14 protein-coding genes are annotated in these 16,063 nt (G+C 35.7%); 2 read left to right on the top strand and 12 right to left on the bottom strand.

Going from position 1 to position 16,063, the window contains the following annotated elements; genetic code table 11:
• Positions 1-14: 14 nt before the first annotated feature.
• From HNS38_RS01550 to HNS38_RS01535, 4 genes are all read right to left on the bottom strand, one after another.
• Positions 15-1,286 carry a phenylacetate--CoA ligase family protein gene (locus HNS38_RS01550; protein WP_172277922.1) on the bottom strand — a complete coding sequence of 424 codons (1,272 nt, stop codon included), beginning with the start codon at positions 1,284-1,286 and terminating at the stop codon, positions 15-17.
• A gap of 157 nt (positions 1,287-1,443) precedes the next feature.
• Positions 1,444-3,660, bottom strand: a complete 2,217-nt coding sequence (locus HNS38_RS01545) for a TonB-dependent receptor (RefSeq protein WP_172277924.1) — start codon at positions 3,658-3,660, stop codon at positions 1,444-1,446.
• A complete protein-coding gene (locus HNS38_RS01540) occupies positions 3,660-4,031 on the bottom strand; it encodes a heavy-metal-associated domain-containing protein (protein ID WP_172345866.1) in 372 nt (123 codons plus the stop codon). Before HNS38_RS01540 ends, HNS38_RS01545 begins: the two co-directional genes overlap by 1 nt.
• An 84-nt stretch (positions 4,032-4,115) precedes the next feature.
• Positions 4,116-4,496 (bottom strand): hypothetical protein, encoded by a 381-nt coding sequence (locus HNS38_RS01535; protein ID WP_172345865.1) that lies wholly within the window; start codon positions 4,494-4,496, stop codon positions 4,116-4,118.
• A gap of 101 nt (positions 4,497-4,597) precedes the next feature.
• Between HNS38_RS01535 and mnmD the strand changes: the two genes are divergently transcribed.
• Entirely contained in the window at positions 4,598-5,299 is a 702-nt protein-coding gene (mnmD, locus tag HNS38_RS01530) for a tRNA (5-methylaminomethyl-2-thiouridine)(34)-methyltransferase MnmD (RefSeq protein WP_172277930.1), read from the top strand.
• 135 nt (positions 5,300-5,434) lie between these two features.
• On the opposite strand, the gene HNS38_RS01525 is transcribed toward mnmD, so the two are convergent.
• From HNS38_RS01525 to HNS38_RS01500, 6 genes are all read right to left on the bottom strand, one after another.
• Complete coding sequence (locus HNS38_RS01525; RefSeq protein WP_172277932.1) at positions 5,435-5,701, bottom strand: acylphosphatase; 267 nt, start codon at positions 5,699-5,701, stop codon at positions 5,435-5,437.
• Positions 5,702-5,713: 12 nt separating this feature from the next.
• The gene (locus HNS38_RS01520; RefSeq protein ID WP_172277934.1) at positions 5,714-6,283 is read right to left on the bottom strand and encodes a hypothetical protein; all 570 of its coding nucleotides are present in this window, start codon (positions 6,281-6,283) and stop codon (positions 5,714-5,716) included.
• An 11-nt stretch (positions 6,284-6,294) separates the two neighbouring features.
• Positions 6,295-6,666 (bottom strand): fluoride efflux transporter CrcB, encoded by a 372-nt coding sequence (crcB, locus tag HNS38_RS01515; RefSeq protein ID WP_172277936.1) that lies wholly within the window; start codon positions 6,664-6,666, stop codon positions 6,295-6,297.
• A 92-nt stretch (positions 6,667-6,758) separates the two neighbouring features.
• Entirely contained in the window at positions 6,759-7,199 is a 441-nt protein-coding gene (locus HNS38_RS01510; protein WP_172277938.1) for a hypothetical protein, read from the bottom strand.
• Positions 7,200-7,209: 10 nt separating this feature from the next.
• Positions 7,210-8,568, bottom strand: a complete 1,359-nt coding sequence (locus tag HNS38_RS01505) for a response regulator (RefSeq protein ID WP_172277941.1) — start codon at positions 8,566-8,568, stop codon at positions 7,210-7,212.
• Entirely contained in the window at positions 8,561-9,106 is a 546-nt protein-coding gene (locus HNS38_RS01500; RefSeq protein ID WP_172277943.1) for a heme NO-binding domain-containing protein, read from the bottom strand. The genes HNS38_RS01505 and HNS38_RS01500 overlap by 8 nt, the downstream gene beginning before the upstream one ends.
• Positions 9,107-9,283: 177 nt before the next feature.
• On the opposite strand from HNS38_RS01500, the gene HNS38_RS01495 reads away from it, so the two are divergent.
• Complete coding sequence (locus HNS38_RS01495; protein ID WP_172277945.1) at positions 9,284-11,296, top strand: urocanate hydratase; 2,013 nt, start codon at positions 9,284-9,286, stop codon at positions 11,294-11,296.
• Positions 11,297-11,624: 328 nt separating this feature from the next.
• On the opposite strand, the gene HNS38_RS01490 is transcribed toward HNS38_RS01495, so the two are convergent.
• Together HNS38_RS01490 and leuS are read right to left on the bottom strand one after the other, a co-directional pair.
• On the bottom strand, positions 11,625-12,761 hold the full coding sequence (locus tag HNS38_RS01490) for an ATP-binding protein (protein WP_172345864.1): 1,137 nt from the start codon (positions 12,759-12,761) through the stop codon (positions 11,625-11,627).
• Between the two features lie 458 nt (positions 12,762-13,219).
• The gene (leuS, locus tag HNS38_RS01485; RefSeq protein WP_172277949.1) at positions 13,220-16,003 is read right to left on the bottom strand and encodes a leucine--tRNA ligase; all 2,784 of its coding nucleotides are present in this window, start codon (positions 16,001-16,003) and stop codon (positions 13,220-13,222) included.
• Between the last annotated feature and the right edge of the window lie 60 nt (positions 16,004-16,063).

Genomic DNA, 16,063 nt, shown 5'->3' with positions numbered 1-16,063 from the left:
TTTAATGCTTTATACTACTTGAATCGCTTGTCAATAATCTGGATGAGCTTCCCAGTTCGCTTATTGATTTCTAATTGATCTGAATCCAGCCACTCTATCTTGATAGGTTGTATTTTTCTCTTAGCAATTTCCTCTTCAAACATATGACGTTCCTTGTAAACCATTTGTATGATAGCCTCATTCATCAGGTGAATATCATTAGGTTTTTCATGAACGGCTATTTTTAGCGTCAAGCAATCTTTGTGATCGAAATGTTCTATTAGCATTTGCGAATTAGAAACAGAGAACTCACTTTCGAATTGACTTAAGATATGCTGAAAATCCTCCACATAAAAAGTGACAGGGCCTATTCTCGCTCCTTCTTCTGAACGTCCTAGAATTTTATACTTTCTGTTTACACTACCCTTTTCTTCCACCCAAAAGCCATTATCACCAACTGGATATCTGATAATAGGCATGAGCAAACGACTAAGATTAGTACTATAAACTTTACCATGTTTCCCAACTTCATCAATAGGCTGCCCAGTGTCCTCATCAATAATCTCGATAATATTATAATCATCAAATTGACGGTGTTCATTAAAGGCACAGCTATCATCAGCAAAACCTAATAAGCCAGCATCTACACTAGCATAGCCAACAGAACGAATCTCTACTCCTGGAAAAACTTCCTTCAAATAAAATCTTTGATCCTCATACATGGTTTCTCCACCAAAATATATGGTGTCCAGCTTTATACCCTCTATATGATTGGCTTTAATATGATCGGCCAAGGCCATGATAGTAGTAGGAACACAAAGAATTACATTAATATCAAAGTCTTTCATGGTATTGATAATGAATTCTGCTGGCGCTGCACCAGAAATGGGAAAAATAGTCACCTCCACAGGGCACCTTTCTATAGTATCGCTCAAGAAAATAAAACTAGAGTATAACTCTCCTACATAAAATAGGTTTGCTACTCTATCGCCTGTTTTCAAACCATTTGAACCAAAATACTGACCAAAAGAAGTGGTCATGGTTTCCCATTCCATTTTAGTATAGGCTGAAAACTTAGGGGCTCCAGTGGTTCCTCCACTCTTAAACACGATTCCATCGTGGAGTTTACCAGTAAGGAGTTGATTGTCTTTTATTTGATTGGCTTGCCAAAAGGGCTTTTGCTTTGTTAAAGGTAAATCTTTCAATGTCCAAAATCCATCGTCTTTAAGATTTTTATATAAATCTCTATAAAATGGAGATAGCATTTTGGCTTGTGCAATGATCGTTTTTAGGGGGTAAGTTTTCATATAGATTTGATTTATTGCGAGATAAATGTGTTTCACAGCTAAATTACTAATTTTATTAGTATGAGATACCGTAATTTTCAAGAAGATAGTTGCCCTAAGAAACTAAAAAAGCTGAACAAAATAAATTGCTCAGCTCCTTCAAATTTACTTCTCCACTTTATTTAATTCTATATCTTAAACCTATGTATATATTTCTACCAAAGACTGGTCCCCAAACCATAGAAGCGTCAAAATTCTCCCTAAAGGGTTGGTCAGCAGCTACAATTGGATCATTTTGTTTATAATCTAGAATATTCTCTATTCCAAGATAAATATCCAATTTATCGTTCCACACCTTTGTAATCTGTGCATTGAGCAAGTAGAAATCAGGAGACTGACTCGCTCTTTGATACTCAACAGGATTATCCATAGTTGAAGGCAATCGCTTCTGCCCTTGCCAATTTAGGGTCGCATCGAACTTCCAGCTATTTCTAGTTTCATAAGCTAGGTTAGCAAAAGCACGATGAGTAGATACAAATGGCTTATCCATAAGTTCACCTCCATAGGTTGCCTTAACATCGTACCAACGATAGGCCAAACGAACATCGAACCTGTTTATTAACTCATAATCAAATTGGGCTTGTAAACTATTGGAAAAGGAATTTCCGGAGAGATTATAAAACTGTACTTGACGAACATCGCTGTCTAAATCCACAATGATTTGGTTTTCAAATTGTGTTCTATAAACGTCAAAACTAATTACAGCAGTTCTATAATCCAGTTCAAATTCATAACTCAGATTTACACCATAATTCCAGGCCACTTCAGCATCTAATCCATAGGGCTTATCATTATCAACAGCACTTACTAAAACAGCTCTATTACTAGCTAAAACACCAATGTTCTCAGAAATTATTTGTGCTGTTCTTTGACCTCTTCCGGCAGATGCTCGTATGACTAAATCATCTGTCAACAAGTATCGCATGTGTAAACGCGGTGTCATAAAAAAGCCATAATGATTATGATAGTCTCCTCTCAAACCCGCTACAATATTCAACCTTTCTTCCCAATTATAAGTATATTCAGCAAAAGCACCTGGAATTATTTCTGTATGATTAAATGGAGTTTGAGCCAAAGATTGTTGATAATCATCATAAACAAAGCTTGCTCCTATTTTATACATGTGAGCATCGTTTTCCAAAGTATTTTGGAATATATAATTGGCATAAAAGCTTTGTTGTTTGGCATCATATTCTCGTAAGCCAAAATCGCTTGTAAAGTCATGATAAATTCCAGACAACTGCAAGCCCATACTTTTATTGGGGTGATTTGCAAATACAAATCCTGATTTACTCCAAGCTTCTACCCTTTTTGTATTGGTATGCATTCCCCAAATTTCATTGGAGCCGATATCACTTTTATAGAAATTATTCTGCCCTCCAATATGATCAATCATAGTTGCTTTTACTCCAAAATCCCAAACTACTCCATTATAATTATAGTTCCATCTATTTAAAGCAATCAAACTATGACCTAAAGGCATATCTAAAAAGCCATCTTCATTTTTATCATGTCGATTATAATTATTCTTGGCATGAAGTAATAAGGCTGTAGACCACTTATCGTTCAAATCAGTTTTTAAATTCACATTAGCCTCTAGTCTTCCATCTTGGTTTGCAAACAGATTCACATAAAGTCTATCCATGGTTTGAGGCTTTCTCAAGGAAACATCAATTTGACCGGCAATACTTTCATATCCATTTACAACCGTTCCAGTTCCTTTTATCAAACTGATACTTTCTACCCAAGGGCCTGGTGTATATTCTAAGCCATAAATGGCCGACAATCCTCTAATATCGGGGATGTTTTCACGAGTGATTTGAGTATATGGACCAGCCAATCCCAGCATTTGAATTTGCCTTGTTCCGGTCACAGCATCGGTAAATGATGCATCAACAGAAGGATTAGTTTCAAAACTCTCACTCAAATTACAACAAGCAGCCTTGCAGAGTTCTTCTTCTCCAATGGTTTCTACTTTTATGGGGTCCATGAAATTGATACTCGTAGTTTTCACTCGTGCAGCTACTTCTACCTCGTTCAACTCAACAGAGGACTGCAAAACCACCTCCACAAAGGATTGATTTTGAATGAGGATGGTATCATTAACAAAACCAGTAAAACTGATAATAAGAGTCCTCGATTTTGCAGACTCCTCAATTTCAAATAAACCATTAACATCAGAACTTCCTCCAATATTAGTCCCTAACCAATAAACATTAGCACCAACCAAGGCTTCACTATTTTGTTCGGTAACTTTTCCTTTTAGTACAGGATTTTGTTGCGCAAATAATCCCAACACAAAGAAAAACGAACAAATAAATACTATTATCCTCATTAATGAGGAGCAATACCTGACCTATAGGCGCAACATGCAGGTAATTTGTTATAGTTTTTGTCTAATGCTTTTTTGTCTTTTGTATCATGCCCGGCCAACCCCACCTCATCTTCAATCTTATTGAGACTTATTTTTGAAGGCTTATAGATAACTGTTAAATATTGAGTTTTCTTATTCCAGGAAACTTTCTTTACTCCTTTAATTAAGGCGGCATTCTCTATGCGCTCTTTACAACTATTACAAACACCTCTAACAAAAAGGCTATCGGTAATAATCGTTTTGGAACTAGGTTTTTGAGCATTTATATCGGCAGGAGAAATCATCATTAATACCAATAATGTAAGAGCCAATACTGAAATTATATTCTTCATTTTTACATTTATTAAAAATTATTATTGCACACATAGTCTTATAAATAGATAAAAACCCATTCATAAATTAAATGGCACAAAGTATTATTCGTAAAATGTAAATCGTTGAATTAAAAGAAATATTTTCTGGAGTTTTGGAGGTGGTAGGTCTAAAAAGAGATGAGTCACTTCATCCAAAATAGGCTCTTCAAAAGAAAAAACGAAAGGGGTCTTTATTTCAAATGAGACATTCATTTCGAAATTAAAAGCAGATGATAGTTGGTGGTCAGAATCCCAAACAATTAGTTTCTCCACATCGGAACAACATCTGTTATTAGCTTCCTCACCATCACAACAACAAGACTTTGCTTCTCCAATATTCACCGTAGTTTCACCCATACAATGATGCAGAGACACGGTAAAACCTACCGAAATAAGCAAATAAAACAAAACAAAGAATAATGCTGTAATTTTCTTTAACATCATCTGGCAAATGTAGTGCAAAACTCAAGTCAAATCAAGCTTGTCAAATTCATTTATAATAAACAATCTGTTAAGAATCGAAAAACAGAGTACCTTTTAAAGAAATGATTTCGTTATTTTGCCGAATGTATCAGAAAAGAATCATTACCAGTGAAGATGGCTCACATACCATTGAACTTATAGGCCAGAATGAGCAGTATCATTCCACCCATGGAGCCATTCAAGAATCTAATCATGTTTATATCAAAAACGGCTTGGAACGAGTATTACAAAACATCAAAACCATATCTGTTTTAGAAGTTGGAATGGGAACTGGGCTCAACGTTTTACTCACTTGGATTTATGCCAAAGAAAATGGACTTAAAATAAACTATCATGCTATTGAAGCCTATCCTGTTGAAAAGGATATTTGGAATCAGCTCAATTATTCTGCCCAAGTCAACATGCCAGAATCAGAAGAAATATTTTCAAAAATTCATGATTCTAAATGGAATGAAACTTTTGAATTAGATTCTAATTTCTCATTAACAAAAATGGAGGAGTCTATTATTGATTCTAATCTCCCTAACGAAGAATATGATGTGGTATATTTTGATGCTTTCAATCCCGATTTGGAGCCTGAATTATGGACCTCAGAATTGTTTGAGAAAATCTATTGTTCAATGAAACCTGAAAGTGTTTTGAGTACCTATAGTACCAAGGGAATAGTAAAACGAGCTCTGAAATCTTGCGGCTTTAAGATTGAGAAAAAACCAGGCCCTCCAGGGAAGAGGGAGATATTAAATGCAATAAGACAAACAATTTAAAATCAACAAAGCAGAGTGTTTGAACCATGAAGTCCAGGTTCTAGGCATGTGAATAATTCAAAACGCAGAATACTAGTGTATTTGAGGATTTGAATTTTGAGCAATAACGATGAAATTGGGCATTATAGACGAACACTATTTAATCTCAAAGCTCTCGTACCCTACAAAGGGTATTTCAGAGATTTTTAATTCAGAAACCCTAGACCATGCTGGGCCTCTTTCACACCAGGACACAAATGTCTTAATAACAGAATTCTCTCCTTCGGCTTCAATGTAAACAGAACCATCACTCATATTTTTCACATAACCTTTTAGATTGAACTCATTAGCTCGTTTGTTTGTATAATATCTAAATCCAACTCCTTGAACTCGACCTAATACTTTAATCTGTAGTGTTCTCATTTTATCAAAAATTTATTCACCTAGTCTATATGTCATCATTTTATCTATTTTCTCAAATAGCTTCTTTGGCTGATAAGTTCGCCAGTTTTCAAATTCCGACTCGTCTTCAAAACTAATATAATTGTCAATACGAGCTTGTTCTATTTCCGACATATTATGATCAAAGAAATTGAGCCCCACCATCCAGCCATCTTCTATTTGATCAAACCACTCTTCATAATAGGCATCGTCATCAGCATGAAAAGCATGAACGTTTTCACCAATTAAAATATACTTATTGATACCTTGCTCTATCAATTCTTCAATCACATTTCTATATAAATACATAATATCATTATAGAGCAAATCGTTCCATTCACCAATAAACTCCATAATAACGAATCCCATATCATAATCTGTAAACAGAATCTTTGTATACAGTGTTAAAGAGCCAAACTCATCCCACTGAGGGTGAATAACAGTATCATAAATGGCATTTCTAAATTCAAACTCAGAATAAACTCTACCATAAAATGGAGAGTTGGGGTCTTCTTCTGCGGTATATACTTTCCGCCAATTATAGTGAGGTTCTAAAGAAAACATTAAGCATTCATTTATTCAATATACTCAGCCAATACAAAACCTAAATACACCATTAACAAACCTAAAATATTAGAAATGGCAATATAGGATAAGGCCATTTTTATATCGCCCATTTTAAAAAACTCATAAGACTCAAACATATAAGTACTGAAAGTGGTAAAGCTTCCGAAGATACCAATAAAAAGAAATATTTTTAAGTTTGGCGCTATCTGCTCTCGTCCTAAAAGCACAAAGGCAAAACCTATCAAAAAAGACCCAATCAGATTCACCAATAATGTACCAATGGGAAAACCACAAGCTAAAAACTTAATGGAATAGAGTGAGACTAAATATCGAAGTATTGCCCCAATACTTCCTCCTAAGGCTAAATATAAAAACTTCATTATTGGAATATTTGACCACAAAAATAAGAAATGCTTTGGAATGAAATTACTTAAAATATAATTGAGTTATTTTTTGAACTATCAAATGAATACTACACTTTTTTTGAGCCAATATCGTCCATGATTATTAAAGCAAATGAGCTTGAATGCAATTGCATGGGAATAATTTTAAACTTTAGACGCCTCACTAATACTTCATCCACAATCATAAACTCTCTAACCAATTCAAATTCTGCACGTTCTAATTTCTTGTCAAAAACTTGATGAAGATTGGATCTGATTTCACAAAATCCACAATAACTGGTGAAGGCACATCTAGCAGCATCTTTTTCTATATTTGAGCATCCTAATGCATCCCCAAATTCCTTATCAATAATTTCGGAGATGTTTTTTCTAACATATTGACTAAAAGCCTTATTGATGTATTGAACTCTAAATGCATGATCCACCAAAAAGAATAACTGATCCACTTCTTGTGAAATGCAATTGAACAAATGCAAAATATCTTCTTGATCAAATTCTTCAAATTTCATATTCTTCCTTTTAAATCAAATTTTTAATATTTAAATGAAGGTCTTTTGGTATCAAGGGTTTCGACACAAAAGCATTCATTCCTGCTAGAAATATCTCGCGTTTGGTATCCTGAAATGCGTTTGCGGTAAGTGCGATAATTGGAATATCTCTTTGGAGAACCGAAGTGTTTTCTTTTCGAATCTCTCTTGAGGCATCCAGGCCATTCATTTCTGGCATTTGAATATCCATTAATACAATATGATATTTTTTCCTCGCCAATAAGTGCAGCGCTTCCAATCCATTATTAGCAATATCAACTCTAGCACCCCATTTATTAAGAAACTGAGAAGCTACAAATTGATTTAGTTTATTATCTTCTACAACAAGAATGTTTACATCGAGTTTGGAGAATTTATATTCTTGAGCAGCCATATTATACTCTTGGGCTTTCCTCTTCAATGGCTTACAAGGATATATGAACTGGAAATTAGATCCCTTACCCAACTCACTCTCTACATACATTTTTCCTCCTTGCAACTCTACAAAGTTTTTACTGATGGTCAGCCCTAATCCTGTTCCTCCAAATTTCCGCGTTGTACTTGAATCACTTTGCTGGAAACTAATGAAAATACTATCGAGTTTATTGCTAGGTATCCCAACTCCAGTATCCACAACAGAAAAATAGACTCCTTCAATATGCTCATATTCATAAGGTCTCTGGGCTTTCACTATGAGTTTTACATATCCAGTTTCAGTGAATTTTATGGCATTTCCAATTAAGTTAGTTAAAACCTGAGTCAGTTTCACAGGATCTCCATTTACAAAATCGGGAACTTCTTTGCCAATATCATATCTCAAATCAATCTGTTTTCCTTTACTAGCGAATTCCATATTACTCACCAGCTGGTTCAACAATCTTTTCAAGTTAAAATCTATTCTCTCAAAATCTGTTTTCCCTGCTTCAATTTTAGAAAAATCCAAAATCTCATTTATAATTTTAATTAAATTATCTGCTGAATATTTAATAGAATCTAGCATCTTTAGAAGCTTACTATCCTGATTATCTTGAAGAAGCAACTCAGTAATTCCTATAATCCCATTAAGAGGAGTTCTAATTTCGTGACTCATATTTGATAAAAACAATGACTTTGAAGCAGTAGCTTCCTCAGCAATTTTCATGGCTATTCCGAGCTCTTTATTACTCTTTTCAATGTCTTTAGTACGCTCCTCTATTCTTCTTTCTAGGTTCTGATTGAGGCCTAGTAATTCCTGGTTGACTCGGAAAATCTCACTGCTTTTCTCTTCAATGACTCTTTCTGCAGCTTTCCTTGCCAATCGCTCTCTTTTCAGAGTTTGTAATATAGCATCATATTTAGGATCTTCAGCCATCGGATCTATTTAGTGTAAATTGAACAACAGAACCATCCTCCTCTAAAGTTTGCATACTGATGGACAAGGGTTCATTAAAAAACTCAGCTGCAGATTTCAAAAGACCTAAAGCAAAATTCCCTAGCTTTCGTTCCGATTTATATAACACCACCATAGCATCTTTAGTCTTTGCTTTCACAGTTAATTTGGGCAGCTCAGCATCAGGGTACAACTTCTTTACTTCCACATGAATATAATCATCTATCTTCTCAATAAAGCCAAACAACCCTAATGATTTGTGCACAAAGTCTGGATATAAATCTACAAACCGATAGAACAAGTGCTTACCAAAAACTTCTAATAAATCAGGAATTGGAATTTTAGTTTTTGCGTGAAGACTCATCAAGAGGCTTAACATTTCTTGGAAATCGTAAGTCCCTACAGCAGTATATACGCCACCTGATTTTAATTGTGACTCAATAATAATATCGTTACTAATTTCGAAACCAAATTTATCTTCAACAAATTCAATAAATTCTGTAAATACTATGCCTTTCATATCATGGGGATTTTGGTTTACTCAAATATAGACAATAAATTTGAGATATTCAAAAATGAAATTTGAGACATATTCTTTAAAAACAACTATTTCGCCATTAGCAAATTAGGTATTTCTCACATCGGCAAATAGAAGTTGATTGCTTACCTTTGCAAAAATTTTCAAAACAAGATTGACATGGAAATAGCAACATTCAAGCAACAAATATTACAAGGTATCCCTGAGCAATTACCTTCTGTAAAGAAGTATGACGAGGATATCAATCATGCTCCTATTCGTAAAGAAATTCTAAGTCCAGAAGAAAAGAAGTTGGCATTAAAAAATGCATTACGCTATTTCCCGGAAAAACATCATGCTATTTTGGCTCCAGAATTTGCTGAAGAATTAACAGATTATGGTCGTATTTATATGTTCCGTTTTCGTCCTGATTATGCTATTCATGCCCGTCATATCGATGAGTTTCCGCACCAAAGCAAACAAGCAGCTTCTATCATGCTTATGATTATGAACAATTTGGATTATGCAGTTGCTCAACATCCTCATGAGCTCATTACTTATGGTGGAAACGGTGCCGTTTTCCAAAACTGGGCTCAATACCTGCTCACTATGCAGTATTTAGCCACAATGACTGATGAGCAAACATTGACCATGTATTCCGGACATCCCATGGGATTATTTCCATCCCACAAAGATGCACCAAGAGTTGTGGTAACGAACGGAATGGTGATTCCTAATTATAGCAAACCAGACGATTGGGAAAAATTCAATGCTTTAGGCGTATCTCAATATGGTCAAATGACAGCAGGTTCATTTATGTATATTGGTCCTCAAGGAATTGTCCACGGAACTACCATTACCGTAATGAATGGAGCTCGAAAAGTAGCTAAAGAAGGTGAAAATCCATTTGCAGGAAAACTATTTTTAACTGCTGGCTTAGGTGGTATGTCTGGTGCACAACCAAAAGCTGGAAATATTGCTGGAGTGGTTTCTGTTTGTGCAGAAGTTAATCCTAAAGCAACACATACTCGTCATTCTCAAGGTTGGGTTGATGAGCTGATTGATGATTTAGATGTATTAGTAAGCCGAGTAAAAAAGGCTAAAGAAAATAAAGAAGTGGTTTCCATTGCTTACCAAGGAAACATTGTTGATGTTTGGGAGAAATTTGCAGAGAAGGATGTCTTTGTTGAATTGGGTTCAGACCAAACATCATTACACAACCCATGGGCTGGAGGATATTATCCAGTGGATATGAGTTATGAAGAGTCTAACGAGATGATGGCCAAACAGCCCGAGCTTTTCAAAGAAAAGATTCAAGAGACGCTGCGCCGTCATGCTGCTGCAGTTAACAAACATACCGCTCGTGGAACTTATTTCTTCGATTACGGTAATGCTTTCCTCCTAGAAGCTAGCCGCGCTGGAGCAGATGTGATGGCAGAAAATGGTATCGATTTCAAATACCCTTCTTACGTTCAAGATATTATGGGACCTATGTTTTTTGATTATGGTTTTGGTCCTTTCCGTTGGGTTTGTACTTCAAACGACCCTAAAGACTTAGAAATCACTGACCAGATTGCTAGTGATGTTCTAGCAGAAATCATGGCCAGTAGTCCTAAGGAAATCCAAGGCCAAATGGCTGATAATATTCAATGGATTAAAGGAGCACAAGAAAACAAACTAGTGGTGGGTTCTCAAGCTAGAATCCTTTATGCCGATGCAGAAGGAAGAATAAAAATTGCTGCTGCATTTAACAAGGCAATTGAAGAAGGTAGAATTACAGCTCCTGTAGTTTTAGGTCGTGATCACCATGATGTTTCTGGTACGGATAGCCCTTTCCGCGAAACTTCAAATATTTATGATGGTTCTTCATTCACTGCCGATATGGCGATTCAAAATGTCATTGGCGATTCTTTCAGAGGAGCTACTTGGGTAAGCATCCACAATGGTGGTGGTGTTGGCTGGGGAGAAGTAATTAACGGTGGCTTTGGCATGCTATTAGATGGTTCTTCCGATGCAGAGCGCAGATTAAAAAGCATGCTTTTCTGGGATGTAAATAATGGAATCAGCAGAAGAAGCTGGGCCAGAAACGAAGAAGCTGTATTTGCTATTAAACGTGCCATGGATGTAAATCCAGACCTGAAGGTTACACTACCAAATTTTACTGATGAGAAATTGATTGACGGTTTGTTTTAATTACACCATCATTTTAAATCTAGAAAATCCACTTAGCCTATGTTGAGTGGATTTTTTCTTTTTAATATGTATTAACTAAAGGATGATAGCCCTGAGGTACGATGGGATAGTGTCCTTGATTTGTCTTCCTGATACCAGGGCTTCAATCCCCTTTGGGACTTTGATCCCTTAAGTTACCTTAAAGCATGAGGGGATAGCGTCCTTGATATTTTTGATGAGTGTTATAGGAAACTAAGGCCTCAATTCCCTTTTGGTTCAACTGGATTATAGCTAGAGATAGTGTCCTTGGAATTCCAAGTAATCCATATATTCCATCACTAAATCTTGCCTATTTTATTTTAAAATAATATTTCTTTAACCAAGCTTTATAAACGGGATCAGTAAAATTCACTTCGTTTGTAACAATATCAATGATTTCACGATTTGCTAAGGCTTTTTTAAGCTGTGAGATATTTGCTGAGGAACCTAAATCATAAGTGTCCAAAATTTTTTTTGAACTTAATCTTGTTTCTCCGTTTACCAAAGCCTTCAGAAAATGAACCTGCATTATTGACAATGAATCCGTGATATTTTGAAACAATAGCGATAATTGAAGCATCAAGGTATCATGAGCATCGTGTATAGATGGAGATTTACAGGTGTTTATGGTTCTTAGCCAAGTCAGTTGTGCCAATTGCTGTACATAGTATGGATGGTTCTCTACTAATTGTGCTATTAGTCGAGCATCTTTTTCATGTATCTTTTTTTTGCTTTCTAAAAATTTACTTTGAATAAAAGGCACCCATTTATCTTCTTTTATCTTTTCTAAAAAAAAGACATCTCCAAACTTATAAAATGGCATTGAGGGAGAAGTAAATATATCCATCATCATATGTCGCTTAGAACCATATAAGCAATAACTCACTTTTTGATGTTTTTGCCAATGAGAGCGTAGTTTCTTCTGAAATGCTAAAGGATGTTCAAAAGCAGCTATATTTTGGAATTCATCAAAACACAAAACTATTTCTATTTTCTTTTCAATGGCCATTTTTTCGGCTAGATCTAAAACTTCTGACGGATGTTTTTGCAAATCTTTCCAATCGAATGCTAGGCATATTTCTTGCATATTATCCGGACTGAAACTAATTTTAGGAAGTAGTTTCGACATGAATCTTTGCAAATACCCCCCTATTTCATCAATTCTAGATGTAGTCACCTTCATAACGGCCTCTGCCAAAACTTGATAAAACTGAGCTTCAGTTCTTACCTCAAACACATCAATAAAACAAACCTTTACTTTTTTGTTTTTAGCAATAACTCGATCTGCAGCCTTCACCACCAAAGAAGACTTACCCCATCGCCTAGGAGAAATAAGCATAGTATTAACGCCTGATTTAAAGTTATTTACAAGCCTTTCTAATTCCGTTTCTCTGTCAGTGAAATCAGAAAAAAGTGCTAACTTACCATATACAAAAGGAATTTTCATCTATCAAATATTTATCACAAAGATAGGTCATTCAACATGGATTATCAAGTAATATATGTAAGTTTTTTATTAGTAAGTTTTTTATTAGTAAGTTTTTTATTAGTAAGTTTTTTATTACATACTAACAAAATATCGAGCTACTGTTTCTTTTCAGATTCCTAAATTCAGGGTAAAACTTCCTTTCGCATATTCAAGGCTTTAATCCCTTAGTTTGATGTAAAGGGTGATAGCCCTGAGGTTTACATTGAACTTAGTAGAAATACACGAAGGGGCAGCATCCTTGGTTTTATCTTTCATATCCTAGGGCCTCAATCCTTTCGCTTTACTCAAGACTTTGACCCCTCAGTTTCAAGTAATAAAACGCAAAAAGAGATGCCATCGACTTTTGCGATGACATCTCTTTTTTTTTGTGCCTTTATAGCTTTGCGCCCTTCGACAAGCTCAGGGAGCAAAACAAATTAAATCACAATGTTCACAATACGCTTAGGCACCACAATCACTTTCTTAGGAGCTTTTCCTTGTAACCACTTTTCAGCTTCTGGGCTATTTAACACAGCCTCCTCCACTTGTTTTGGGTTCATGGTCACTGCTAATTCCATTTTAAATCTCATTTTTCCGTTAAAGGAAACAGGGTAAGAGAAATTATTTTCAGCTACATGTTCTGCAACAAATGTTGGATATTCCGCTTCTGAAATACTTTCTTGATGACCAAAATTCTGCCATAATTCCTCAGCAATATGAGGCGCATAACTTGCAATTAAAATGGTAAGTGGTTCAAGAATAGCCTTCTTATTGCATTTTAAATCTGTAAGCTCATTGGTACAAATCATAAACTGACTCACTGTGGTATTAAACGAGAAACGCTCAATATCGTCGGCTACTTTCTTAATGGTTTGGTGAAGGATTTTCAACTCAGCTTTGGTTGGCTCAGCATCACTCACCTCAAACTCGTTTTGCTCATTGTGGAATAATCTCCAGAACTTACGCATAAAGCGGAAGACACCTTCAATCCCATTGGTATCCCAAGGTTTATGACTCTCTAGAGGCCCGAGGAACATTTCATATAAACGGAAAGTATCAGCGCCATACTTCTCAATTAAATCATCAGGATTCTGAACATTATATTTGGACTTGGACATTTTCTCAACTTCCCAACCACAAACATATTTACCATCCTCTAAAATAAATTCTGCATCGGCATACTCTGCTCTCCATGCTTTGAAAGCCTCTGTATCTAACACATCATTATTTACAAAACTGATATCTACATGTAAACGAGTAGTTTGGTATTCTTTTCTTAATCCAAAGCTGACATACTTATTGGTACCATTCACTCTATACACAAAGCTTGAACGTCCTTGAATTTTCCCTTGATTAATCAATTTCTGGAAAGGCTCAGCTTTTACAGTTAAACCTAAATCGAAAAGAAACATTCCCCAGAAACGAGAATATAATAAGTGTCCAGTTGCATGCTCATCACCACCTAGATATAAATCTACATTTTGCCAATAATCGATAGCTTCTTTTGAGAAATACTCATTCTGATTATTAGGATCCATATAGCGATAATAGTAGGCACTAGAACCAGCAAAACCAGGCATAGTATTGGTCTCTAACTGATAACCCTCCTCAGTTTTCCAATTGGTAGCTCGGGCCAATGGTGGCTCACCGCTTTCTGTAGGAAGATATTTATCTACTTCTGGTAATTCTAATGGAAGTTGGTCCTCATTTAAGGTTTGAGGCATTCCATCTTTATAATAAACTGGGAATGGTTCTCCCCAATATCTTTGACGACTAAAAATAGCATCACGCAATCTGTAATTGATGGTGCCTTCGCCAATTCCCATTTCTTTTACTTTATGGATGGCAGCTTTAATGGCTTTTTTCGTTTTCATTCCGGTTAAGAAACCAGAATTGATAGAAATTCCATCTTTAGAATCGTAAGAATCTTCCCAAGTTGCTGGGTCAGTTGGTTCTTCTCCTTCTTGGCTCACCACTTGAACAATAGGTAATTCAAAATGTTTAGCAAAAGCAAAATCGCGAGTATCGTGTGCAGGAACCGCCATAATAGCACCCGTTCCATAACCCATCAATACATAATCAGCTACCCAAATTGGAATTTCTTGCCCTGTTAGAGGATTGATTCCGTAACCACCAGTGAATTTCCCGCTTACGGTTTTTACTTCTGACATACGCTCTCTTTCAGAACGATTTTTAGCCCAGGTCACATATTCTTCTACTTCTGCTTTTTGCTCATCAGTGGTGATTTGAGATACCAATTCGTGTTCAGGAGCTAAAACCATATAAGTTGCTCCAAATAGAGTATCAGGACGAGTAGTAAATACTTCTATCTTCTCCTCAACTCCCTTTACTTCAAAATCTACAGAAGCTCCTTCGGAACGACCAATCCAGTTGCGTTGCGTTTCTTTTAAAGAATCACTCCAATCGATGGTATTTAAACCATCTAGCAAACGTTGAGAATAAGCAGTAATTCGTAGCAACCACTGTTTCATCATTCGTTTCTCAACTGGATGACCTCCTCTTTCTGATAATCCTTCTTTTACTTCATCATTAGCAAGTACGGTACCTAAAGCTGGACACCAATTCACAGTTGTATTGGCCAAATAAGCCAAACGATAATTCATCAATAATTCTTGCTGCTCAAATTCTGATTTTGCTTTCCAATCTTCAGCAGTAAAAATCTCTTCTTGAGAAGTGGCTGCATTTACATTGTTATTTCCTTCAGCTTCAAATTTCGCAACCAGAGTTTCAATTTTATCAGCCTTATTGGTCTCATTATTAAAATAGGAATGGAATAATTGAATGAAAGTCCATTGTGTCCATTTGTAATATTGTGGGTCGGATGTTCTTACTTCCCTATCCCAATCGAAAGAAAAACCAATTTGGTCTAACTGCTGACGATAACGAGCAATATTCTTTTCTGTAGTAACAGCAGGATGTGTTCCTGTTTGAATGGCATATTGCTCAGCAGGAAGACCATAAGCATCATATCCCATTGGATGCAAAACATTGAAACCTTTGTTTCTTTTATAACGAGAATAAATATCAGAGGCAATATATCCTAGAGGATGGCCCACATGTAGTCCAGCACCAGAAGGATAAGGAAACATATCTAAGACATAAAACTTAGGCTTGTCTTTTTTTATTTCTGCTTTAAAAGTCTTGTGTTCTGCCCAATAGGCTTGCCACTTTTTTTCTATTTCGTTAAAGTTATACTCCATGCTGTTATTATCTTTATTATTAGCTAATCTACTTTTATTGCCACTAAGGCACTAAGGCAC

Source organism: Lentimicrobium sp. L6 (assembly GCF_013166655.1).
Classification (GTDB): Bacteria; Bacteroidota; Bacteroidia; order Bacteroidales; family UBA12170; genus UBA12170.
The sequence above is the reverse complement of the archived record's forward strand: the minus strand, read 5'-3'. Positions and strand labels throughout refer to the sequence as shown.